General features: G+C 31.0%; 22 protein-coding genes. 13 read left to right on the top strand and 9 right to left on the bottom strand.

The window, feature by feature from the left end; translation table 11 throughout:
• Positions 1–11: 11 nt before the first annotated feature.
• Complete coding sequence (locus tag J1D01_RS13505) at positions 12–1391, top strand: aldehyde dehydrogenase (protein WP_421151238.1); 1380 nt, start codon at positions 12–14, stop codon at positions 1389–1391.
• 18 nt (positions 1392–1409) lie between these two features.
• Here the strand turns inward: J1D01_RS13505 and J1D01_RS13500 are convergent, their stop codons facing one another.
• From J1D01_RS13500 to J1D01_RS13485, 4 genes are all read right to left on the bottom strand, one after another.
• Positions 1410–2210, bottom strand: coding sequence for a sensor histidine kinase (locus tag J1D01_RS13500; RefSeq protein WP_421151186.1), 801 nt, complete (start codon positions 2208–2210; stop codon positions 1410–1412).
• A gap of 9 nt (positions 2211–2219) precedes the next feature.
• On the bottom strand, positions 2220–2936 hold the full coding sequence (locus J1D01_RS13495) for a hypothetical protein (RefSeq protein WP_421151185.1): 717 nt from the start codon (positions 2934–2936) through the stop codon (positions 2220–2222).
• 5 nt (positions 2937–2941) lie between these two features.
• Entirely contained in the window at positions 2942–3460 is a 519-nt protein-coding gene (locus J1D01_RS13490; protein ID WP_421151184.1) for a hypothetical protein, read from the bottom strand.
• Between the two features lie 152 nt (positions 3461–3612).
• Positions 3613–4071, bottom strand: a complete 459-nt coding sequence (locus J1D01_RS13485) for an Lrp/AsnC family transcriptional regulator (protein WP_372938052.1) — start codon at positions 4069–4071, stop codon at positions 3613–3615.
• A 158-nt stretch (positions 4072–4229) separates the two neighbouring features.
• Between J1D01_RS13485 and J1D01_RS13480 the strand changes: the two genes are divergently transcribed.
• The 6 genes from J1D01_RS13480 (at position 4230) to J1D01_RS13455 (ending at position 9493) form a co-directional block, all read left to right on the top strand.
• A complete protein-coding gene (locus J1D01_RS13480) occupies positions 4230–5444 on the top strand; it encodes an aminotransferase class I/II-fold pyridoxal phosphate-dependent enzyme (protein WP_421151183.1) in 1215 nt (404 codons plus the stop codon).
• A 122-nt stretch (positions 5445–5566) separates the two neighbouring features.
• A complete protein-coding gene (nhaC, locus tag J1D01_RS13475) occupies positions 5567–7054 on the top strand; it encodes a Na+/H+ antiporter NhaC (RefSeq protein ID WP_372938054.1) in 1488 nt (495 codons plus the stop codon).
• Positions 7055–7270: 216 nt separating this feature from the next.
• Positions 7271–7909, top strand: a complete 639-nt coding sequence (locus J1D01_RS13470) for a peroxiredoxin (protein WP_372938055.1) — start codon at positions 7271–7273, stop codon at positions 7907–7909.
• A 12-nt stretch (positions 7910–7921) separates the two neighbouring features.
• On the top strand, positions 7922–8236 hold the full coding sequence (locus tag J1D01_RS13465; RefSeq protein ID WP_372938056.1) for a thioredoxin family protein: 315 nt from the start codon (positions 7922–7924) through the stop codon (positions 8234–8236).
• Complete coding sequence (locus J1D01_RS13460) at positions 8217–8474, top strand: DUF6952 family protein (protein ID WP_372938057.1); 258 nt, start codon at positions 8217–8219, stop codon at positions 8472–8474. Before J1D01_RS13465 ends, J1D01_RS13460 begins: the two co-directional genes overlap by 20 nt.
• 167 nt (positions 8475–8641) lie before the next feature.
• Positions 8642–9493, top strand: coding sequence for a hypothetical protein (locus J1D01_RS13455; protein WP_421151182.1), 852 nt, complete (start codon positions 8642–8644; stop codon positions 9491–9493).
• Positions 9494–9649: 156 nt separating this feature from the next.
• Here J1D01_RS13455 and katG read toward each other — a convergent pair whose 3' ends face one another.
• Positions 9650–11779, bottom strand: a complete 2130-nt coding sequence (katG, locus tag J1D01_RS13450; RefSeq protein WP_421151237.1) for a catalase/peroxidase HPI — start codon at positions 11777–11779, stop codon at positions 9650–9652.
• 396 nt (positions 11780–12175) lie between these two features.
• On the opposite strand from katG, the gene tpx reads away from it, so the two are divergent.
• The 6 genes from tpx to ribB all read left to right on the top strand — a co-directional run bounded on the left by tpx (position 12176) and on the right by ribB (position 19395).
• On the top strand, positions 12176–12676 hold the full coding sequence (tpx, locus tag J1D01_RS13445) for a thiol peroxidase (protein ID WP_372938243.1): 501 nt from the start codon (positions 12176–12178) through the stop codon (positions 12674–12676).
• Positions 12677–12685: 9 nt separating this feature from the next.
• A complete protein-coding gene (locus J1D01_RS13440) occupies positions 12686–13054 on the top strand; it encodes a diacylglycerol kinase (RefSeq protein ID WP_421151181.1) in 369 nt (122 codons plus the stop codon).
• Positions 13055–13163: 109 nt separating this feature from the next.
• Positions 13164–15551 carry a DNA translocase FtsK gene (locus J1D01_RS13435; protein WP_372938245.1) on the top strand — a complete coding sequence of 796 codons (2388 nt, stop codon included), beginning with the start codon at positions 13164–13166 and terminating at the stop codon, positions 15549–15551.
• Positions 15552–15570: 19 nt separating this feature from the next.
• Positions 15571–16227, top strand: a complete 657-nt coding sequence (locus J1D01_RS13430; RefSeq protein WP_076702569.1) for a LolA family protein — start codon at positions 15571–15573, stop codon at positions 16225–16227.
• An 8-nt stretch (positions 16228–16235) separates the two neighbouring features.
• Positions 16236–18215: an LptF/LptG family permease gene (locus J1D01_RS13425; protein ID WP_421151180.1), complete on the top strand. Its 1980-nt coding sequence runs from the start codon at positions 16236–16238 to the stop codon at positions 18213–18215.
• A gap of 16 nt (positions 18216–18231) precedes the next feature.
• Positions 18232–19395 (top strand): 3,4-dihydroxy-2-butanone-4-phosphate synthase, encoded by a 1164-nt coding sequence (gene ribB / locus J1D01_RS13420; RefSeq protein ID WP_372938296.1) that lies wholly within the window; start codon positions 18232–18234, stop codon positions 19393–19395.
• Here ribB and J1D01_RS13415 read toward each other — a convergent pair.
• The 4 genes from J1D01_RS13415 to J1D01_RS13400 all read right to left on the bottom strand — a co-directional run bounded on the left by J1D01_RS13415 (position 19392) and on the right by J1D01_RS13400 (position 23671).
• The gene (locus tag J1D01_RS13415) at positions 19392–20357 is read right to left on the bottom strand and encodes a hypothetical protein (RefSeq protein WP_421151179.1); all 966 of its coding nucleotides are present in this window, start codon (positions 20355–20357) and stop codon (positions 19392–19394) included. The two genes, ribB and J1D01_RS13415, sit on opposite strands and share 4 nt — an antisense overlap.
• A gap of 31 nt (positions 20358–20388) precedes the next feature.
• The gene (locus J1D01_RS13410; protein ID WP_421151178.1) at positions 20389–21021 is read right to left on the bottom strand and encodes a T9SS type A sorting domain-containing protein; all 633 of its coding nucleotides are present in this window, start codon (positions 21019–21021) and stop codon (positions 20389–20391) included.
• A 137-nt stretch (positions 21022–21158) separates the two neighbouring features.
• Positions 21159–21728: a hypothetical protein gene (locus J1D01_RS13405; protein ID WP_421151177.1), complete on the bottom strand. Its 570-nt coding sequence runs from the start codon at positions 21726–21728 to the stop codon at positions 21159–21161.
• A gap of 254 nt (positions 21729–21982) precedes the next feature.
• On the bottom strand, positions 21983–23671 hold the full coding sequence (locus J1D01_RS13400; RefSeq protein WP_421151176.1) for a hypothetical protein: 1689 nt from the start codon (positions 23669–23671) through the stop codon (positions 21983–21985).
• Between the last annotated feature and the right edge of the window lie 168 nt (positions 23672–23839).

The following is a 23839-nucleotide window of genomic DNA, read 5'->3' as shown; positions in this document are numbered from 1 at the left end:
TTATTTTGGCAATTACTATTTCAGAAACCGTTTCTGCTCAACAAGAATTTTTTAAGTCTCAAAAAACAAAAGACGTCAACTATCGGTTGAAACTCCTAAATGCTTTAAAAATTGAAATTCTTTCTAAAGAGCAAGATATTTATTTTGCTTTAAAGAAAGACTTCTATAAATCTGAATTTGAAAGTTTTATTAGTGAATTTGGTTTAGTAATTTCTGAGTTAAACTTAGCTATTAAAAATCTAAAAAAATGGACAAAACCACAAAGAGTAAAATCATCTTTACTCACTTTCCCATCTAAAGACTTCATTTATAAAGAACCCTACGGAAATATTTTAATAATTGCTCCTTGGAATTATCCATTTCTACTAGCTATAGAGCCTTTAATTATGGCTATTGCAGCAGGAAATACAGTAGTTTTAAAACCTAGTGAATTAACCCAAAACACCTCGCAGGTAATTTCTGAAATAATTAAAAATGTATTTCCTATTGAAGTAGCAACATCTATACAAGGGGGTGTTGAATTAGCAACAGAATTACTTGCACAAAAATGGAGTTATATCTTTTTTACAGGAAGTGTTCCCGTTGGAAAAATTGTAGCAAAAGCAGCTGCTAAACATCTAACTCCTGTTACCTTAGAATTGGGCGGAAAATCGCCTTGTATTATTGATGATACTACCAATTTAAAACTAACTGCTAGACGTTTGGTTTGGGGTAAATTTTTAAATGGTGGACAAACCTGTATTGCTGCCGACTATATTATAGTACAAAACAATGTTAAAGAAGCTCTTATTGAAAATATTAAGAACGAAATCATTAGATTTTATGGAGATAATCCTAAAAATTCATCAGACTTTCCAAGAATAATTAATAAAAAACACACAGAACGTTTAGCTAAAACTTTGGAAGGTGTAAAGGTTATTTTTGGCGGACAAATTGATGTTGATAATTGCTACATATCTCCTACTCTGGTTGATGAACCTAATTTAAATAGCGCTTTAATGTCTGATGAAATTTTTGGCCCCATCCTGCCAATTTTAAGTTATGAATTAGAAAAAGACATTGAAAGAATTATTTGGAACTATGAGAAACCACTAGCCTTATATGTATTCTCTAAGAATACTTTTTTTATTGAAAAAATTATAAACAAATTTGAATTTGGAGGCGGAGCAATAAACGATTTACTTATCCATTTTGGAAATCAACGTTTACCTTTTGGTGGCGTTGGCACAAGTGGTATGGGTGCTTATCATGGTAAGCATGGGTTTAACACATTCTCTCATGATAAAGCCATTATAAAACGAGGTAATTGGCTAGACCCAAACATTAGGTACGCTCCATACAGTAACAAAAATTTAAACATCATAAAAAAGATGTTTAAATGGTTTAGCTAAATTTAATTATCAAATAGATTAATTAAACGGGTAAGTTATTATCATCTCTACCCCTTTTCCTACTTCAGATTTTAATTCAAAATCAGCATTAATTAAAGAGGCTCTACTTTTCATATTTAAAAGTCCAGCTCCTTTTTCAACCGTTTTAATATCAAATCCTTTACCGTCATCTTTTGCTGTAATAATTAGGTTTTTTGGTTGATAATTTAAAGTAACACTAAGGTTTTCGGCTTCAGAATATTTTACAGAATTTGATAAAAATTCCTGAATAATTCTAAATAAAATGATTTCATGTTTTTTATTATTAAAAGGTCTTTTTTCTCCTATAGTATGTTTTTGAGCAGAGGCAAATTTCATTTTTTTTAAACGCTCTAATTCATTATAAACAGACTGTTCAAAACCAATATTAAGTATTACTTCATTGTTTAGCGTTCTTGAGAGCGCCCTTACTTCTTTTAAACTTTCTTTTAAAGCTTCTGAGGTGTCTTTAAATTTATCTTTAATATCATCAGACACTTGCATTTTTAAAATACTTAGCTGCATACTAGCAAATGAAAGTAATTGACCTACATTATCATGTAATTCCCAGCCTACATTTTTTAGTGTCTGCTCTTGAGTTTCTGTTTGTGCTTGAGCTATTTCTTCTTCAAAAGCTTGCTTTTGCTTAATTTTATCTAGTATTAATTTATTTTTTCGTTTTTGAAAAACTACAAAAAACACAATAACCAATGATGTTATAACTACCAAAACTAGTATCATATACACCAATAAATGTCTTTCTGAAGTTGTACTAACAATTTGTTCTTTAGCTTGAATCATAAACATTTATTAAGCATTAACAACTTTATTTTGGGGTTTGCAAAAAATTAAGGCAAATGTAAACGTACTATACATAATTATGTTTGCTAATAGATAGATTAATCTTCTTAGGGAAATATAGTTCATATCTATGTTAGTCATGTAAATATCATAAAAAACAATAGGTGTTATAATAAGCCACCAGATAAAAATAGCAGCACTAATATAAAAGTAAACAGACTTGTAAAACGTTAATATTTTATCTGTTTGTAATACTTCTATAAAATAAAAAATAGTACAAGTAAAAATAATAATAGTTCCTAAGACACTAATTACAGGGAAATATCTATTAAAAAAATCTTCCCAATAAAATAAAATATAGGTTATTGAAACGATTAAAAACGGATAAACTGCGTATTTAATAATAGATTTAAATAGTTGTCTTTCTAAAATTTTTCTATAAAAAAAAGCGAAAAACAAAATTGCACCAATTTTCCAAAATAACGTAGACCACCAATAATTTCTGCTTATTTTAGTATTTGCTAAAAATTCTAGTATTCCTTCTGGGTAAATTAAAAGCGTATATTCATTTACAGTATCACATATAGTAAGATAAACTAAAAAATAAATAAAATATTTAACAGCTGTATTTTTGTATCTAGAAAATAAAAACAATCCTGTTATAGCAGCCATAGCTTCTACAGAATGTGTTAACAAACTATAATTATTAAAAAGAAAATCTTTCACTAAAACTATTGAGGATAATTTTGATTGCCTCCAGAACCATCATTTAGTGGTGGTACAGGAATATCTTCTTCTGTTGGTGGTAAAAAATTTAAGGTACTAGCATTGGCTTGAGTTTTGTTTCCCGTAGGAACCATAAACATGGTGGTTAAATTCTTTTTTTTAAAACCTTTTATATTTCCGTAAACCCCTAAATACACTCTAAGTCCCGTCATATTATACCCTATACTATCAGAATAGTGTTTTGCATAATCTAAATAGTTTTCTACATCTTCAACAGGCCACCAAACCCAACGGTTGTCTTTTTCTCTACCATATCTTTGAGCAGCAGAATCTACGGCTTGCTTACGTTCTTTATTCCAGTTACTATTCAAAATTTTGGCAGCTTCAACAGCAATAACACCTTGTGGTTTTACAATTTTTTTAGGCAAATTATCTCCTTCTTTAACAGGTTGTCTGGGACAAAAGAAATAAGTGGCTAATGCCCCAATAATAATCCCAATAATTAATGGCCTTAGATTTTTCATTTTTATGAGTTTTAGGTTAAAAAACAGTTTTATAAAAATAACAAAAAGATTTAACTACTTTAATAAATACCTACAAAGTTTATAGCTTATAAAAGCTAGCACATTACATCCTATATTAGCAAATAAACTATTGTTATAAAAATGTGCTTTAATTATAAATTTATTACAGTTGTATGTTTTACTTCATTTATAACAAACATACTGTGAGTACTACCTATATGACTAATAGTAGTGAGTTTTTTCACCATAAAATCTCTAAACTCTACCATGTCTTTTACCAAGACTTTTAGAAGGTAATCATAATCGCCACTTAAATGATAACATTCTAACACTTCATTTAAATTAGCAACTTCTTTTTCAAAACTAAACACATAATCTTGACTGTGCTGAACAAGTTTAATATGACAAAAAACTAAAAAATTTTTCTGCACTTTGTCTTTATTAACCAAAGCTATATACCCATCAATAAATCCTTCTTTTTCCAATTTCTTTATACGTTCATAAACTGCCGTAACCGATAAATTTAACTTATTTGCAAGTTCTTTATTAGTTTGTTTACTGTCTTGCTGCAAATATTCTAAGAGTTTTTTATCTGTAGTATCAAAAATCATACTTTAAATTTTTCATAAAAATACTTAAACCTTGCAAGATATTAGTTTTATTTTCACATATAAATCATTTTAATAAGTTTATTTTCTATAATACCACAATACTATTGATTATTAATCTAATAATAACGAGTTTTGAATAAACACAAAACAAAATCATTATGCCTTTTAAACCCGCAACCAATATTCAAGATTTACAATATTTTGGTGAATTTGGTGGAGTAAACCCGTCAATTTCAGATTCTTCAACATATACCTTCTTATCAGCTAAAACCATGTTTGATACTTTTGAAGGTAATGCAGATGGTTGCTATTTATACTCTCGCCACTCCTCTCCTTCTAATCTTTATTTAGGCGAAGCTTTAGCAGCAATGGAAGGCACTGAAACTGCAAATGTTACTTCTTCGGGTATGGGTGCAATAACATCGGTATTTTTACAGCTTTGTAATGCAGGAGACCATATAATTTCTAGTAGAACTATTTATGGTGGTACATATGCTTTTCTAAAAAACTTTGCTCCAAAACTAAACATTAACACATCTTTTATTGATATTACTAAATTAGATATTGTTGAAGCTGCTATAACTAAAAACACAAAAGTAATTTATTGTGAATCTGTTAGTAATCCACTTCTAGAAATAGCAGATATTAAAGCGCTCTCAAAAATTGCTAAACGCCATAATATAAAACTTGTGGTAGATAACACTTTTTCGCCATTATCTATCTCTCCAGCTATACTTGGTGCCGATGTTGTAGTTCATAGTTTAACAAAATTTATTAATGGTGCTAGTGATACGGTTGGCGGCGTAGTTTGTGGCACACAAGAGTTTATTAATGAATTAAGAAATGTAAATGATGGTGCCTCTATGTTGTTAGGGGTAACAATGGATAGTTTAAGAGCTGCTTCTGTGTTAAAAAACCTTAGAACGCTTCATATTAGAATGCAGCAACATAGTAAAAATGCACTATATCTGTCGCAGAAATTTGAGTCTGACGGACTTAAAACAGTATACCCAGGATTAAAATCTCACCCATCTCACAATCTTTTTAAAAGCATGATGAATATTGAGTATGGATTTGGAGGCATGCTTACTATAGACGTGGGTTCTTTAGAAAAAGCTAATAAGCTCATGGAATTGATGCAACAAAATAATTTAGGGTATCTTGCTGTAAGTTTAGGCTTTTACAAAACATTATTTAGTGCTCCTGGAACATCTACTTCTTCTGAAATCCCAGAGAAAGAACAACAAAACATGGGGCTAAGTGATGGCTTAATTCGTTTTTCTATTGGGCTAGATGCCGATATAAAACGCACTTATAAAATGATGCGCTCATGCATGGAGAAACTAGAAATAGTTAAACCTAAAATTAAATAGTAAACCAATAAAAAAATACTTCACCCCTATTTAATACGCTTAAAAAAGTAAACAGAACAATTTCTATTTGCAAACATGGCTCTAAAGTTGTAACATTACGTTTATTATTTCAAAATATCTTTATGGAGAGCCAAAACATAAAACCAAAAGAACCACTAGACGAAAATATAATAGAAAATAACGAATTAAATATATGGGAAGCCTTAATTCCGGTTTTTGCTTTGGTTGGCATGCTTTTTTACAATGTGTTTTTTATTTATGGTGATGACGCTTTAAGCGGAAGCAATCAATTTATACTATTACTTGGTGCTGCTGTAGCAGGTATTGTTGGCTACTTTAACAAAGTGTCATACAAACAAATGCTTGATGAAGTTGCCGAAAATATTAAATCTACAACAAGCGCTATTTTAATTTTACTTATGGTGGGTGCTTTAGCTGGTACGTGGCTAATTAGTGGTATTATTCCATCAATGATATACTATGGTTTACAAATTTTAAATCCTACTATATTTTTAGCAGCCTGCGTAGTTATATGTGCCATTATTTCAATTGCAACAGGAAGTTCTTGGACAACTTCTGCTACAGTAGGTATAGCATTAATTGGTATTGCTAAAACACTAGATGTATCTTTAGGAATGACAGCAGGAGCCGTTTTATCTGGCGCCTATTTTGGCGATAAAATGTCGCCTTTAAGTGATACCACCAATTTAGCACCAGCCATGGCGGGTGGTGAGTTATTCTCTCACATAAAATACATGACATTAACTACTGTTCCTACCATAGCCATTACATTAATTGCTTTCATTATTATTGGTTTATGTATAGATACTACAGGAATCCCCGATATTTCTGATAAATTAACAGCAATAGATGAAGCATTTAATATATCTCCTTGGTTGTTTTTAGTTCCTACCGCAGTAATATTAATGATAGTAAAAAAAGTCTCGCCTTTAGTAGCTCTTTTAGTAGGCACTCTATTAGGAGGAGTTGCTGCTTTAATTGCTCAACCCAATATAGTTATAGCTATAGCAGATGCAGACACACTTACTTTTAAATCGGCTTACAGAGGTATTATGGATGCTATTACTGTTGATACTGCTGTTGAAACTTCAAGTAATGAACTTAATGATTTATTTTCATCTGGAGGAATGAGTGGTATGCTTGGTACCATTTGGCTCATTATTTGCGCTATGGTTTTTGGGGGTGTTATGGATGCCATAGGCGCCCTATCTAGAATTAGTAAATCTGTTTTAAACTTATTCGATTCTGTTTTCGGACTCTTTGCTAGTACCGTTATTAGCTGTGTAGGCTTAAATGCACTAGCAAGCGATCAATATTTAGCTATTGTTGTTCCTGGTAAAATGTACCAAAAAGCATTTAAAGACAAAGGTTTAGCTCCAGAAAACTTAAGTAGAACCTTAGAAGATTCTGGCACTGTAACATCGGTATTAATACCTTGGAATACCTGTGGTGCATACCAATCTGGTGTTTTAGGTGTACCAGTGGCAGACTATTTCTTTTATGCTATTTTTAATTGGTTAAGCCCATTCATGACCTTAATTTTTGCTGCGTTTAGAATCAAAATTAAACAGCTAGTAAAAACAAATTAGTAGTTATATAGAGTATTTTATCAAAAGTTATTAAATTGATAATTTACACTATAATTTTTTATGTAATTCTTATAAAACACCCTCTTTTTTTTTACCCATATTTAAACGCTATTGTTATATAAAATTTAATAATTGAAATCTATTTTTGAGGTTTGATTATAGTTATATTTTTGTCCGAGAAATAATTTAATAACCTAATTTATAAAATAGAATCTTATGTCATTAGTAGGAAAAAAATTTCCAGATTTAAATGTAGACGCCATGAACGAAATGGGCGACACTTTTAAGTTAAACGTATTAGAAGAAGCTGTAAACAACAAAAAGAAAGTAGTTCTTTTTTGGTATCCAAAAGACTTCACTTTTGTTTGTCCAACAGAATTACATGCTTTTCAAGCAGCATTACCAGAGTTTGAAAAACGCAACACTATTGTAATAGGAGCTTCTTGTGATACTCCAGAAGTACACTTTGCTTGGTTAAATACTTCAAAAGATAACGGAGGTATAGAAGGTGTTACTTACCCAATTCTTGCAGATAGTAACAGAAACCTTTCTAGCATTTTAGGTATTTTAGATATTACTAATGAGCAATACGATGAAGAAACTGGTACCGTTCAAGTAGAAGGTGATAACGTAACTTACAGAGCCACTTACATTATTGATGAAGAAGGTACTGTACAACACGAAAGTATTAACAACATGCCTTTAGGAAGAAATGTTGGTGAATACATAAGATTAATTGATGCCTTAACTCACGTACAAGAAAAAGGTGAAGTATGTCCTGCTAACTGGGAAGAAGGAAAAGAAGCCATGAGCGCTAATCGCGATGGTGTTGCTGAGTATCTTGCAGCCCACTAAAACACAACAATCATGATTAAAGAATTAGATCAAGATAATTTACCTGAATTAGTTTCAGGAAACGACACTGTAATTGTACAGTATTCTGCAACATGGTGTGGAAACTGTAGAATTATGAAGCCTAAGTTTAAAAAATTGGCTTCAGAAAACGAAAACATCACATTTGTAATTGCAGATGCTGAAAAATTTCCAGAATCTAGAAAACTTGCAACTGTTGATAATTTACCAACCTTTGCTACGTTTAAAAATGGCACATTTGTTAACCAAGTTCAAACTAATAAGTTTGACGTTCTAAAAGATTTAGTTAATGAAGTTACCAGTAATTAAGCACCTTACAAATTTCATTGAAGAAAATGATGAAGATTTTGTAGGAGAAACTATTGAAACTTTAGAAGCATTAACTGAAGTTCCGTCTCTTAAAGACGAAGAGTTAGACGTTATTGGAGAGCTCATTTCTAATATGTATGGAGCCATAGAGGTTAATAAAATGATTAAAGAAGGCACCCCTAAAAAGGAAGCTTTAAATAATTTTATGTCTCGTGTTCTAGGTTCTATTGATAAATAATACAGAAAAAGAAAAATTGGAACTAAAAACCACTTCAAATTGAAGTGGTTTTTTTATTTCTTATATTGATTTTGTAAAAATTTTCAGCTACTTTCGTTTAACGTTGGATTTAAATTGTTAAAAACAATGTCCTACTTTAAGTTATAATTATTAAATTAAAAAAAATAATGAATGAAAATAAAATTGATGTAAAGTTCATTAATGATGAAAATATTAATGAAAATGCATATTTATGGAGATATATGGATATCCATAAATTCCTTTCTTTCATTTTTAACAAATCCCTTTATTTTACAAGACTAGACAAATTCGAAGATAGTAAAGAGGGAATAAAAATTAATCACTTATTTTATCTTAATTTAAAAAGACAACTTGATAATCTTCAAATATTTGATAATTTACGAAAATATGTTTCTGTTGACTCTTTAGGCGGAGAAATGAATAAAATAGATGCTGAACTCGAAAGAATTCAAAAAAGTAATTTTGCTAACTGTTGGTTTATAGGTGAAAATAGTTATGAATCCGTTGCAATGTGGAATTTATATAGCGAACCAAATAGTTTAGCTATAAAAATAAAATACTCTGACTTTAAAAAACTTTTAACTGAAAAAGGATTACTTTGTTTTGATTCGACAAGAAAAGTTTTATGCAGTCCTATAAATTATATTGACTTTCAAAAACCTGATTTAAAAAAAATAAAAAATATTGATTCTGTGTTTACTAAAGATATTAGTTTTAAACACGAAAATGAATTTAGAATAATTGTAAAAGAAAAAGAACGAGAAATTTCCGAAATAAATTATAAACCAAATTTACACAGAAAAAAGATTGAAAAGCTACATAATGAGCTTTGGAATTACTTCGGAATAGAATTAGATTTTATTGATTTTGATGATTTTAATTTTGAAATAGTACACCATCCTAAATCTCAAGATTGGGCAAAAAAAAATATAGAAGAAATACTAAACATTTCAGATATCAAATTTAAAGTTAATGAATCAATATTAGAACTTAAATAACTAGTTAACAACAAAGTGCTTAATTAATCTAGGAATTTATACTTGCTTTTCATTTACTAAATTAGTTGTTAACATACTAAACAAAAACTACCTCATAAAAAAAGGATAAACATAATGCTTATCCTTTTTTAAATAGTGTATTTAAATTAAGGTTACTTAAATATCAAATCTATCGGCATTCATTACTTTTACCCAAGCCGCAACAAAATCGTTCACAAATTTTTCCTTGTTATCATCTTGCGCATAAACTTCGGCGTAACTGCGTAAAATAGAATTAGAACCAAATACAAGATCTATTCTTGTGGCTGTCCATTTAACCGTTCCTGTTTTACGGTCACAAATTTCATAAATACCATTTTCAGCTCGGTTCCACTTGTTAGCCATATCGGTTAAGTTTACAAAGAAATCGTTAGTTAAAGCACCTTCGTTATTAGTAAATACACCGTGTTTTGTACCGCCATAATTGGTTCCCATAACACGCATACCTCCTAGTAACACTGTCATTTCTGGTGCTGTAAGTCCCATTAATTGTGTTCTATCTAACAGTAACTCTTCCGGACTCACCACATAATCTTTTTTCTGCCAGTTTCTATAACCATCGGCTAAAGGTTCTAATGGTTCAAAAGATTCTACATCGGTCATATCTTGTGTAGCATCGCCTCGTCCAGGAGCAAAAGGTACTTCAATATTCATACCTGCATTTTTAATTGCTTTTTCTACTCCAACATTTCCAGCTAAAACAATGGTATCTGCAATACTAATTCCAAATTCATCTGCTATAGGCTCAAGAACAGATAGAACTTTTGATAATCTTTCTGGTTCATTTCCTTCCCAATCTTTTTGTGGTGCTAAGCGTATACGAGCACCATTAGCACCTCCTCTATAATCTGATCCTCTAAATGTTCTTGCACTATCCCAAGCGGTAGAAACTAATTCTGCAATTGTTAAATCTGTAGCAGCTATTTTATTTTTAACAGCATTTACATCATAATTGTAATTTCCTTTAGGTACTGGGTCTTGCCAAATTAAATCTTCTTGTGGTACATCTGGACCAAACCAACGGTCTTTAGGTCCCATATCACGATGCGTTAGTTTAAACCACGCACGTGCAAAGGCATCAGAAAAAGCTTCAAAATCATCTTTGAATTTTAATGAGATTTCTTTGTAAATAGGATCCATTTTCATTGCCATATCTGCATCTGTCATCATTGGGTTATGTCTTGTAGTCATATCTTCTACATCAACAGGCATGTCTTCTTCTTTAATACTAACAGGTTCCCATTGCCATGCTCCGGCAGGACTTTTACGTAATTCCCACTCATGATTGAAGAGCATTTCAAAAAAGCCATTATCCCATTTTGTTGGATGGGTTGTCCAAGCGCCCTCTAATCCGCTTGTAACGGTATCTCTACCTTTACCAGTTCTTGTTGGGTTAAACCACCCTAAACCTTGTTCTTCTACAGGTGCTGCTTCTGGATCTGGTCCTAAAATACTAGCATCTCCATTTCCATGAGTTTTACCTACGGTATGTCCACCTGCAGTTAGCGCTACAGTTTCCTCATCATTCATTGCCATACGTTTAAAAGTTTCACGTACTTGCGCTCCTGTTTTTATAGGATCTGGTTTTCCATTCACACCTTCTGGATTTACGTAAATTAATCCCATTTGTACAGCTGCTAATGGATTTTCCATTGTTTCTGGAGCATCAACACTGCCATAACGCTCATCACTTGGTGCTAACCATTCTTTTTCTGCTCCCCAATACACGTCTTTTTCTGGATGCCAAATATCTTCACGCCCAAATGCAAAACCGTAAGTTTTTAAGCCCATGCTTTCGTATGCCATGGTTCCTGCTAAAATAATTAAGTCTGCCCAACTTATTTTATTACCGTATTTTTTCTTTATTGGCCATAATAAACGTCTAGCTTTATCTAAACTTACGTTATCTGGCCATGAATTTAATGGAGCAAAACGCTGGTTTCCAGTTCCTCCTCCGCCACGTCCATCTGCCAATCTATAACTACCTGCAGCATGCCACGCCATTCTAATCATAAGCCCTCCATAGTGTCCCCAATCTGCTGGCCACCAATCTTGACTATCAGTCATTAAATTTTTAAGATCTTTTTTTAGCGCTTCTACATCTAATTTCTTTAACTCTTCTTGGTAATTAAAATCTTGTCCAAGCGGGTTGGTTTTAGTATCATGCTGATGTAAAATATCTAAATTAAGGCTATTAGGCCACCAATCTGTAACAGTTTTTTCTGTTGTGGTAATAGATCCATGCATAAAAGGGCATTTGCCTGATGTGGTACTACCACCGTGTTTTAATTCTTTGTTTTCAGCGTGAATTGAATTTGCTGAATCATTAGATAAATTTTCCATATTTATAGTTTTAAAGCATTTGAATTTGAATACATCCAAAGATATAATGCGATTTAGTACAAAAAGAGAATAGTTAATTCTTATGATCTATAATAATATTGATAAAAATTATCGATAATTAAATTATAATAATAACTTCTTATAAAGATAAAAAATTCTATTCTGATAACTAAATTTTATTAGTTAATAAATACTTATATTTTGTAAAATTGATTTATTTGCAATTAAATTTTTAACGTTAGTTTAAAAGACTATCATTTTAATTATTCTTATTTTTAAAAAAATTTAAAAACATAATTTATGGCAACAGTAACCTTAAAAGGAAACACAATAAACACCTCTGGAGAATTACCTAAAGTTGGAACCAAAGCTCCTGATTTTACTTTAACAGCAACCGATTTATCATCTAAAACTTTAAATGATTTTTCAGGGAGCAGAGTAGTTTTAAATATATTCCCAAGTGTAGATACGGGTACATGCGCAGCGTCTGTTAGACAGTTTAACACTGAAGCTAGCGAATTAGAAAACACTAAAGTACTTTGTATATCTAAAGATTTACCCTTTGCCCTTGCGCGTTTTTGTGGTGCAGAAGGTTTAGATAATGTGGTAAGCTTATCTGATTTTAAAACAGGTGATTTTGGAACATCATATGGCGTAAACTTTGTTGATGGTCCATTAGAAAGTTTACTTTCTAGAAGTGTTGTAGTTTTAGATGAAAACGGAACTATTTTATACACAGAGCAAGTTGCTGAAACTACAGAAGAACCTAATTACAAAGCAGCTTTAGAGGTTCTTTATTAGTATTACCTAATGAATAAAAAAGAATCCTTCTTAGTAAATAGGCTTAAGAGTGTTGGATACGCTTTTAAAGGTGCTATATACCTTATTAAAACTGAATCTAGTATTAAAATTCAGTTAATTATAGCTATTTTAGTTACTATAGCAGGATTCTTTTTTAACATATCTGTTACAGAATGGATTCTTCAATGTATTGCTATTGCTTTGGTTATGTCTATTGAAGGTGTTAATACCTCTATTGAAGCCATAGCAGATTTTATTCATCCTGAACATCATAACAAAATTGGAATAATCAAAGATACAGCTGCAGGAGCTGTTTTTATTTCTGCTTTTTTTGCCGTAATAATTGGTTTAATTATATACATACCCAAGATTTTTTAAAATAATAATCTAACTAGGATTAACGTTAGTAATTTGTATTTTTGCTCAATCATGATTACGAATCAACTCTAAACTAGTTTTAGAATTAATTTGATACCTTAAACCATTAATGGCAAAGAAAAAAACCAACACAAAAAAAACACCGAAGAAAAAACTTAAAGCTCCAAGTTTTAAACTATCAAGCCAGCAAAAACTGGTATTAGGTAGCTTTTTGGTAATTTTTGGTATTGTATTGTGTATTGCCTTTATTTCTTTCTTTTTTACTGGCGATATTGATCAAAGTACACTATCTAACTTTACTTCCAGAGAAGCTAAAGCTAAAAACTGGTTAAGTAAATCTGGTGCTTGGTTAAGCCACTTTTTTATTCAAAAAGGTTTTGGTGTAGCTGCTTTCATTATTTCTGGGCTTATATTTCTATCGGGAGTTTATGTTTTAATGAATCTGCCCAAAGTACGTTTAAGAAAACATTGGTTTTGGGGTTTATTAATAATGGTATGGTTGTCTATCTTTTTCGGTTTTTTCGCAAAAACTAACGATGTTCTTGGGGGCACTATTGGGTTTGAAATTAACACCTTTCTTCAAGATTATCTAGGTAAAATAGGTACTTCGCTCCTATTACTTTTTGGCTTAATCACTTATTTAGCTATTCGTTTTAAAGTAACTTTTGAAAGTATTACAAACCTTTTCAAATCTGCAAAAAAAGACATAAAACAAGAGTTTTCAGATTTAAAAGAAGACAATGTGGTTGTGGTTGATAATAACTTATCTGAAGAAGCCGAAGCTATTAAATCGGCCTTTGAAGTTTCTTTAGACAATAAAGAAGAAACCATAAATAAAACAACTTCTAATAAAGAAAAGCCTGCTGTAAAAGTTGAAGTAACTCCGCAAACGCCAGAAGAAGAAAATGATATTGAAATAAAAGTAGAAAAAGTAGCCGAAGAACAATCAGAAACTGATAATCTTTCTAATAAACTGGTTGAAGACTTCGGGTATTTTGACCCTACTTTAGAACTTAGTAAATACCAATTTCCTCCATTAGATCTTCTAAAGAAATATGATACAGAGGGTATTACAATAAATCAAGAGGAATTAGAAGAAAATAAAAACAGAATAGTTGAAACTTTAAACAACTATAAAATTGGTATAGCAAGTATAAAAGCAACAATTGGGCCAACAGTTACACTTTATGAGATTGTACCAGATGCAGGGGTTAGAATTTCTAGAATTAAAAATCTGGAAGATGATATTGCTTTGTCGCTATCGGCATTAGGTATTCGTATAATTGCTCCTATTCCTGGTAAAGGTACTATTGGTATTGAGGTGCCTAATAAAAAATCTACCATTGTTTCTATGCGTTCTGTTATTGCTTCAAAGAAATTTCAAAGTTCAGAAATGCATTTGCCTATTGCTTTAGGTAAAACTATTAGTAATGAAACTTTTGTTGTAGACCTTGCTAAAATGCCTCACTTGCTTATGGCAGGTGCCACAGGACAAGGTAAATCTGTTGGATTAAATGCCGTTTTAACATCATTACTTTACAAAAAGCATCCTGCTGAAGTTAAATTTATTTTAGTAGATCCTAAAAAAGTAGAGCTAACACTTTACAACAAAATAGAACGCCACTATTTAGCCAAATTACCTGATAGTGAAGAAGCAATCATCACAGACAATACTAAAGTTATTAATACGCTAAATTCACTTTGTATTGAAATGGACAACCGCTATGAGTTGTTAAAAAATGCCATGTGTAGAAACATTGCAGAGTACAATGCTAAATTTAAAGCCAGAAAACTAAACCCAAATGATGGGCACCAGTTTTTACCATACATTGTTTTAGTTGTTGATGAGTTTGCAGATTTAATAATGACTGCAGGAAAAGAAGTTGAAACCCCCATTGCGCGTTTAGCGCAATTAGCACGTGCTATTGGTATTCATTTAATTATAGCAACACAACGTCCTTCTGTAAACGTTATTACAGGTATTATAAAAGCAAATTTCCCTGCAAGAATAGCGTTTAGAGTAACATCAAAAATTGATTCTAGAACCATTTTAGATGGTGGTGGCGCAGACCAATTAATTGGTCGTGGTGACATGTTGTTTACCCAAGGTAATGATATGATTAGAATTCAATGTGCATTTGTTGATACTCCAGAAGTAGAAAAAATAACCGATTATATTGGGGCTCAAAAAGCCTATCCAGATGCTTATCTTTTACCAGAATATGTTGGTGAAGAAAGTGGCACAGGTATTGATATAGATATTGCAGATAGAGATAAACTATTTAAAGAAGCCGCTGTGGTAATTGTAACCGCACAACAAGGCTCTGCTTCATTGTTACAAAGAAAATTAAAATTAGGGTATAATAGAGCTGGCAGATTAATAGATCAATTAGAAGCTGCTGGTATTGTTGGTCCGTTTGAAGGTAGTAAGGCAAGACAAGTTTTAATACCAGATTTAGTAGCATTAGATCAGCATTTAGAAAATGAAAGTCTTTAATGACATTAAAAAAATGAAAATGAAATACTTTAAAATGAATCTTAAACTTTTTATCACACTAATAGTTTTAGTGTTATCGGTTAATGTATTTGCACAAAATAAAGGTAAAGCTTTATTAGATGAAGTTTCTAAAAAAGTGAAAAGTTATGACAACATTTCAATAGATTTTAAATACACACTAGAAAACCTTTCAGAAAATATAAAACAAGAAACCAGAGGCGATGTTATCATGCAAGGTGAAAAATACAAATTAAACATACTTGGTGTAACTAGACTTTTTAATGGCTCTAAACTTTACACTATTAGTCCTGAAGATGAAGAAGTAACCATTTCTAGTGAAGGTGAAAACGAAGAAGACGCTATTACTCCAAGTAAAATGCTATCTTTTTATGAAGATGGTTATACTTACCAATTAGATATTCAGCAAAATATAAAAGGTAGAAAAATTCAATATGTAAAACTTACTCCAATAGATTCAAACTCAGAATTAGAAAGCATTTTATTAGGTATAGATGCTCAAACCAAACACATTTACAACCTAATACAAATTGGTAAAAATGGGGCTAAAACCACTTTAACAGTTAATTCTTTTAAAACAAATCAGCCTATATCAAATTCCTTATTTACCTTTGATGCCAACAAATATCAAGATTATTACATCAATAATTTAGACTAGGTTATCTCTTGAAAATACTAGACAGATACATACTAACCACTTATCTTAAAACTTTTATCAGTGTATTTGTAATACTCATACTGATATTTATTTTACAAACGCTGTGGTTATATATTAAAGAATTAGCAGGTAAAGATTTAGATTTAGAAATAATAGCTAAATTTCTTTTATATTTCTTACCAAAATTAATCCCTTTAATATTACCGCTTACCATACTACTATCCTCTATAATGGTTTTTGGTAATTTTGCCGAAAATTATGAGTTTGCTGCAATGAAATCTACTGGTATTTCATTACAGCGTGCTATGTCTGGTCTAAGCATATTTATTGTAGGGCTTGCTATTGTTACCTTTTTCTTTTCAAATAATGTTATTCCGTGGGCAGAACTTAACTCTTATAATTTAAGACGAAATATTGCCAAACTTAAACCTGCCGCAGCAATTGCAGAAGGTCAGTTTAACGAAATAATGAATTATAACATTAAAGTAGAAAAGAAAAGTGGAGATAAAGGGCAATATCTTGAAGATGTTATAATACATATTAAAGGGTCTGATGGTAGAAAGAATGCCACAACAATTAAATCTAAAACTGGAGAATTTGTAAGTGATGAAAAATCAGAAGTAATAAAATTAATTCTTTTTGACGGAAACTATTACAGTGACGTATACCCCTCTAAACAAAAAGAAAGACTAAAACATCCATTTGCAAAAAGCACATTTGAAAAATATATCATCAATATAGATATATCTCAAATGGATGATGTTGATTTAGATGAAAAATCACAAACAGACAAATATAACATGCTAAGTATTAGCGGACTAAACAAAGCTATAGATTCACTAGAAATAAGAAAAAAACATGAGCATGAATCTTTGTCTAAAATTTTGTTACAACGGTCTTCAGTTATTCCTAAACCTAAGCCGGTATCTGTAAATAAGCACAATACCGAGAAAAAAATTGATTCTGTTTATACAGGAAACGTTTTAGACTTGTTAGACACAAGAAGAAAAAACGAAATGATAGACGCCGCAATAAGAGGCATTACTAGTGCAAAGCAAATTCTTATAACTAAAAAATCTAATCAAAAAAAATCTAGAGAGTGGTTAAACAAACACTACATATCATTACATGAAAAATTTGCTCTTGGGTTTGCTTGTATTATTCTGTTTTTTGTGGGAGCTCCTCTTGGTGCCTTAATAAGAAAAGGAGGCATTGGCTTACCAATGGTTATTGCTATACTCCTATTTTTAACATATCACTTTATAGGTATTTTTGCCACAAATAGTGCCAAAAACGGAAGCTTGAGTCCTATTTTAGCTAGTTGGTTTTCTACATTAATTATGCTGCCTCTAAGTGTATACCTTACCAGAAGAGCAACAGCAGATAGAACTTTATTTGAATTTGGAAATATAAGCACACCTCTTAAAAAGATTTTCAAAATAAAAGAGAAAGATAGTGTTGATTATAAATTCTTAAATTCATTAAAAAATGAAGAACTTTTCAATATTATTAAAAATTATGACACTTTAGGTCATGAAGAAAATGTAAGATTTGAAGCCGTTAAAATACTTAACAGTAAAGGTATTCATAATGATGAATTAAGAGCTAACGGTATCAATATTAATTCTAATTTTGACACCACTAAAACAATTGTTAACAACTACCAAGATCATTCTAAATTTGCTATAACATTATACGCCATTGGTATAGTTTTATTGGTTTTATTCTTTGTGTTTAAAAACAATAAACTTCCACATTTAGCATCAGCTTCTATACAGTTAAGCATTGTTTCTCTTATTTTGTTTGTAATATATTATGTAAAATCAATAATAAACATGCGCCAACTATATAACCATATTAATAAAGGTAATAAATTAGTAGCGCTGTTTTTAATACTAGGAATCCCCTTTTACATGATTGTATACCCTTTTTTAAATGTAAAAATTAAGGAAGACTTAAGACTTAATTGTTTAGAATCTTTAAAATAAACAATATCTTTGTTACATGATAGCACAAACTATGACAAAAGACACAGCAGCCAAAACGTTTAAACTAAACACCATACAAGAAGCTATTGATGATGTTAGAAAAGGCAAAGTAATAATTGTTGTTGATGATGAGAATAGAGAAAATGAAGGCGATTTTGTAGCTGCAGCCGATAAAGTTACCCCTCAAATGATAAACTTTATGGCAACCCATGGTAGAGGACTTATTTGCGCTCCACTTACTGAAAACCGATGTAAAGAACTAGACCTTAACATGATGGTTAGAAACAATACAGACCACATGGAAACGGCTTTCACCGTATCTGTAGATTTAAGAGGTGGTGGCGTTACAACAGGTATTTCTGCTAACGACAGAGCAAAAACCGTTAAGGCCTTAATAGACCCTAACACAAAGCCTTTTGAGTTGGCTCGTCCTGGTCATATTTTCCCTTTAGTAGCAAAAGAAGGTGGGGTTTTACGTAGAACTGGACACACCGAAGCCGCTATAGATTTTGCTAGATTAGCTGGTTTAAATCCTGCTGGTGTTATTGTTGAAATTATGAATGAAGATGGTAGTATGGCAAGACTACCAGAACTTATAGAAGTTGCAAAAAAACTAGACTTAAAAATTGTTTCTATTGAAGATTTGGTAGCTTACAGAATGCAACACGATTCTTTAATTGAGAAAAAAGAAGATTTTCAAATTGAAACTCGCTTTGGAAGTTTTAGATTAAGAGCCTACAAACAAACCACAAATAACCAAGTACACATAGCTTTAACTAAAGGGCAATGGAAAAACGATGAAGTGGTTGCTACCAGAATTAATTCTACATTAGTAAATAATGATATTTTAGGAACACTTACCAACAACGTTGATGAGCAACTTAATGATATGTTTAGGGTTATTGAAAAAGAAGGTAAAGGGGCAATTATCTTTATTAATCAGGAATCTCAATCCATGAATATTTTAAAACGTTTATCATATTTAAAAGAAAATCAAGTAACTAACACCGTTACTAAAGCTCCAAGAATAAACATGGATAATAGAGATTTTGGTATAGGTGCTCAAATTTTACATGATTTAAATATCCATAAATTAAAATTAGTAACAAACTCTTCACAAACTAAACGTGTTGGTTTAATTGGATATGGCTTAGAAATTGTAGATTATATAAATTATTAATCTTTTACTTCAAAAACCCTAAATAGTCCTTTGCTTTTAGTGTTTGGAACCTCTGAAATAAGAGCGTATTTACCAGGTTTTAAGTCGGCATAAAAATAACCTGTACTACCTGCTGGCATATCATTAACGCCTCCTAAAAAGGTAATACCATGAGGCACAGGTGTAATTAAGCCTTTAGGGTCTGACCAATCCATCCATGCTTCTAAAGCGTCTTCACTGGCATCATCCTCTAACTTTACTAAATTAACATCGTGTTGCATAAAGTTTTCGTGATGTTTTTGTTCTTTATAAAACACAGAAAATATATGTTTACCCTTAGTAATGCTTTTATCATAAACTATACCTGCATCATTAGATACAACAATGTTAACAGTAGATTCTGGTGGTGTATTTCCGCTATCTTCTTGAGTAACTATGATAGGTTTTGCCATTCCCATAAGTGTATGAAATTTTCCATTAGGCATTTTCACATAACATTCCATAATGTAATAACCAGGTTCTAACTTTACTGTTATTACAGCGGTGTGTTTAGGAGCAATTAAACCAGATCCGCCAGAAAATACAATGTCTCCAAACCATGCGGGCAATTTACCAAAGGCAGCAAATCCTTCTTCTGGTTTTCCTTGATTAATTAAATCCATTCCTTCAGCAAAAACAGGTGCTACATCTGTTAAGGTATTTGCCACAGTTTTTCCTTCAGGATATTTATCTAATAAAAAGAAATGGGTTTCGTTAGAAAGATTCTGGTATTTAAAGGTGTTCCACCCTGATGGTATAGTATCTACACTTTGAAATTCCATGCTATGTGTTATAATATCAATAACATTGGTTGGTTCTTTTACTACTTCTTCTACATCAACTATAGGGTCATCAATGAGGTTTGTTTTTTTGTTGTTTTTGCAATTGAAAAGAAAAGAAGATATTATAAGAAACAGAAAAACTGGTTTGCGAGATTTTTTCATGACTTGGTTTTTAATGGTTAGACTCAAATTTTTAGTTAATTATTATATTTTTTGCTACACTACCTTTATCTGTTTCTATTTTAAGCAAATAAATTCCGGATTTAAAGCTACTAACATCTATTTGATTACTACGGTATTCAAAAACAATCTCTCTTCCTAATAAAGTATAAATTGCAACAGACTCAATTTGTTGATTAGTTGAAATGTATAAGGTATTTGAAACTGGATTTGGATATATCTTAACTGTAGCATTAAGACTTCCTTTTATAGATTCAACACTTAAAGTACCACATAATAACAATTCTATTTGTTTGGTTTGTTCACAAATAAGCTCTCCTCCCCAATAATACTCATAAGAATTTATGGTAACAGCATACTCCCCTACAGGTAATACACCAAAATAATGAAGATACGAATTATCCAAATTAGCATCTTCATTAGTTATAATAAATTCTTCTAAAATGGTATTTGATGAAAGTTCTTCAAGCTTAATATTTACCTCATTTTGCAACGGATAATTTACTGACATACCTAAACTTGGTCCTTCTGGACAATCTATTTGATAAGAATAAAGATATACATTAGGACAGTCTATATTTTGTCCCATAACTGTATAAGTAGTAAACAAAATAGAATATATAAAGAAATGTAATTTTGTTTTCATAGCACCTGTGGTTTTTTGTCTAATTTATATAAGTCAAACTCCTTAAAAACTAGCTAGAGTTCATTTTGTTCAAATCTTTTTAAAAGCTTGTTTATTTAGTAAAAACTATAATGTATTTTTTTAATAACTTAAATTTGTTACAATGTTTTGAGTTTATTCAAGTTTAACTCTGATATGGCTCGCCAAAGTGCATCGTGGTTAATCCCTAAGCTTACTACGGTTATCCCAAAACGCATATCTACTAAAAATTTAACTTCATAGTAGCTATCTTTTTCAACGTACGTCTCTAATACTTTTAAGCCATTGTTTTCATATGTTTTTTGATAGCTCGATGATTTTTTACTCCTAAATTTCATAGTTTGAGCCATATAATGAGAGTTTATTGCTAATAACCCTTCTTTACTAGCACCATCAACAATAGTGATTTCTATTTTTTTAGTGGCATCATTATTTTTATAAATAGCACCTGCTGATGCGATATCGTTTTGGGAAATACGACTTTTAGTAAACTCCATTCTTTTAAAATCTCCAAGATTGGTTGGTAACCAATTTTTAAATTGTGATTCTGTAGCTGGTTTTGTGACTTTTAAGCGCTCTCTAAAATTGTTTATTTTGGGTGTTTCTTTAACAGTTTTTGTGGTTTCTTGAATAATTACCTTATTTTCTTTAGTACTATTATTACAAGACATCAATGTTAATAATAACATGATTAATAGATTATTTAGTAACCTCATAATTTTAAATTATTATTTTATTTATAGACTTATTTAGCAGGTAAGAAACCTGCACAGTTTTAATGGATATAAATAGTTTAGACATCATATAAATTTAAACCTGTATTATAGAAAACAATAAATATTCTTCCCTCTCTAAAAAATGCATTGCAGTAAGCGCTCCATAATTTAGATAGCTTCATGACCAACATTAAGCGTTATATTTATTAATTCTCTTGATATTTGTTCTAATTTTTAAACATTCCTCCTGAAGAAAATAAATCCATTGTTTTGTATTCTGATTTCTTAATAGTGGTAAGTGTCTTTTTTAAATCTTTTGCCACAATGTTTACATTATTTTTAGATTTCTTTTTATCTATAATATCCATTTCCATAATTAACCCATTAGAGAATTGCTCCACAACTCTGGGATCCATATCAGGAAAATTTGAAGGTTTTTGGGTACCAAAATTTAAGAAGTTTGCTAACTTCAAACCTGCTTCTGGAGTATGGTAAATTTTCATAACATATCTATCATCTTCAAACTGCAAACCTTTACAATTGTATCCTATTATTGTTTTTGTTGGAAGATTAGATATTTTGTGTTTATCTATATTTTCTTTTGTCTTACCTGGATCAGGGATAGGATGGATTTGCAAGAACTTACTGCCTTGTGCTTCCATAAACATTATCATTGTTTTTAAGTCTATATCAAAAAGCATAGTCACCAGCCCCATATTTTTATTTTCTTCACTCCTCATTCTGGTGGCTTGATAGTTAGCTCCTTCTTTAATTAAGAAAGTTAACTCCATGGTTTCCTTCTTTTTGGTATTAAATGTCATTTGAGTTTGGAGCTCCCAATTAAATTCATAGGCTTCTGGAAGATTATTAGCCGTTACCTTATGATCTTTAAGTGATTTTTTTAAGCGTTTGGTCATCCCCTTACTATCACTTGTGTTGTAATCATCTTCATCAATATCATCTTTAGGTTGGTTACCCCCTTTAACAATATTTTTCATGACACCTTCCATTAAATCTTGACCCTGTGCTCTTACTTCGCGGGCAGCGGGTAAGTTTACTTCAACTGGTTTATAATTGTAAATTAGTAAACTTTCTCCGGGAGGCATCATACTCATTTCAAAACTATCCATTGACTGCCCCGTATCTGATTTATTTGTATAAATTTCAATTAAGCGATTTTGACTATCAAAAAGCACATAACTACCTTCATATCCAGGTTCGTTAAGAAATTTAAACTTAGTATAGGTTTCTCCACTTTTGGTTTGTGTGGTTTCTTTGAAATCTTCGTATCTAAAATCATTTGGTTTGTATATAAAGGCAAATTCAACAATACCGTTGAAGGGGTTTGCTGTTAAGCCTTGGTCTGTTTGTTTTTGATATTGTGCCATAAATGGCTCTGGTGGCAATTTATAGGCCTCTATCATCATGGTTGGTACCATCATGCCTTGACTTTGTAATGCAATTAATGATGACTTAGTATATTCGCCATCTTTATATACATACATAAAGCCTTCACTGTCAATATAACCTGGTTTTGGCGTATTATCCTGCTCTAACCTTACAGCAACTTCATTGGCATCAAAATACTGTGTTTGATTGAGGTTTCCGTTTTCATGTAATTGAATAACGACATCTTCGTTATAAAATGCTTTTTTGGTATTGGTGTTTTTAGTTAAGGCAGTATTTGCTGCTTCAATAGTTTCTGGGACTTCTGACTTTTCTTTATCCTCATTTCCATTTACAACATCATCAATAGTTTTTTCGGTTTTCTTAGAAACTACTTCATCTGTTTTTCTTAAAATAGTACGCTCTGCAGCTTCTTCTGCTTTCTTTTTTAGCTTTTTTAAAAATTGTGCTTGTGTTGTTGATGTAACTAACAAACAAACCATTATTAATAGTATATTTTTTGATTTCATATGTATAGATTTAAGAGAAATAGGGAAACAACTCATCTCTCATTTGTCATCCCCCTATTCAGAATTGATTAATAGCCTCTTTTATTCCTTTAATATTTTTACAGATTTTACAACCTTATTATTTAACAAAATATGTAATGTGTAAGTCCCATTTTTTAGGTGGTCTAT

Origin of the sequence: Seonamhaeicola sp. NFXS20, assembly GCF_049132085.1 — a bacterium.
Lineage (GTDB): Bacteria > Bacteroidota > Bacteroidia > Flavobacteriales > Flavobacteriaceae > Seonamhaeicola.
The sequence above is the reverse complement of the archived record's forward strand: the minus strand, read 5'-3'. Positions and strand labels throughout refer to the sequence as shown.

Bases quoted from the DNA above. Each gene is read 5' to 3' on its own strand.
- J1D01_RS13500 (WP_421151186.1), bottom strand. From the start codon at position 2,210: ATGATTCAAGCTAAAGAACAAATTGTTAGTACAACTTCAGAAAGACAT.
- J1D01_RS13455 (WP_421151182.1), top strand. From the start codon at position 8,642: ATGAATGAAAATAAAATTGATGTAAAGTTCATTAATGATGAAAATATT.
- katG (WP_421151237.1), bottom strand. From the start codon at position 11,779: ATGCATGGATCTATTACCACAACAGAAAAAACTGTTACAGATTGGTGG.
- J1D01_RS13480 (WP_421151183.1), top strand. From the start codon at position 4,230: ATGCCTTTTAAACCCGCAACCAATATTCAAGATTTACAATATTTTGGT.
- J1D01_RS13490 (WP_421151184.1), bottom strand. From the start codon at position 3,460: ATGAAAAATCTAAGGCCATTAATTATTGGGATTATTATTGGGGCATTA.
- J1D01_RS13460 (WP_372938057.1), top strand. From the start codon at position 8,217: ATGAAGTTACCAGTAATTAAGCACCTTACAAATTTCATTGAAGAAAAT.
- J1D01_RS13465 (WP_372938056.1), top strand. From the start codon at position 7,922: ATGATTAAAGAATTAGATCAAGATAATTTACCTGAATTAGTTTCAGGA.
- J1D01_RS13410 (WP_421151178.1), bottom strand. From the start codon at position 21,021: ATGAAAACAAAATTACATTTCTTTATATATTCTATTTTGTTTACTACT.
- nhaC (WP_372938054.1), top strand. From the start codon at position 5,567: ATGGAGAGCCAAAACATAAAACCAAAAGAACCACTAGACGAAAATATA.
- J1D01_RS13440 (WP_421151181.1), top strand. From the start codon at position 12,686: ATGAATAAAAAAGAATCCTTCTTAGTAAATAGGCTTAAGAGTGTTGGA.
- J1D01_RS13400 (WP_421151176.1), bottom strand. From the start codon at position 23,671: ATGAAATCAAAAAATATACTATTAATAATGGTTTGTTTGTTAGTTACA.
- ribB (WP_372938296.1), top strand. From the start codon at position 18,232: ATGATAGCACAAACTATGACAAAAGACACAGCAGCCAAAACGTTTAAA.
- J1D01_RS13430 (WP_076702569.1), top strand. From the start codon at position 15,571: ATGAAATACTTTAAAATGAATCTTAAACTTTTTATCACACTAATAGTT.
- tpx (WP_372938243.1), top strand. From the start codon at position 12,176: ATGGCAACAGTAACCTTAAAAGGAAACACAATAAACACCTCTGGAGAA.
- J1D01_RS13470 (WP_372938055.1), top strand. From the start codon at position 7,271: ATGTCATTAGTAGGAAAAAAATTTCCAGATTTAAATGTAGACGCCATG.
- J1D01_RS13485 (WP_372938052.1), bottom strand. From the start codon at position 4,071: ATGATTTTTGATACTACAGATAAAAAACTCTTAGAATATTTGCAGCAA.
- J1D01_RS13435 (WP_372938245.1), top strand. From the start codon at position 13,164: ATGGCAAAGAAAAAAACCAACACAAAAAAAACACCGAAGAAAAAACTT.
- J1D01_RS13405 (WP_421151177.1), bottom strand. From the start codon at position 21,728: ATGTTATTATTAACATTGATGTCTTGTAATAATAGTACTAAAGAAAAT.
- J1D01_RS13415 (WP_421151179.1), bottom strand. From the start codon at position 20,357: ATGAAAAAATCTCGCAAACCAGTTTTTCTGTTTCTTATAATATCTTCT.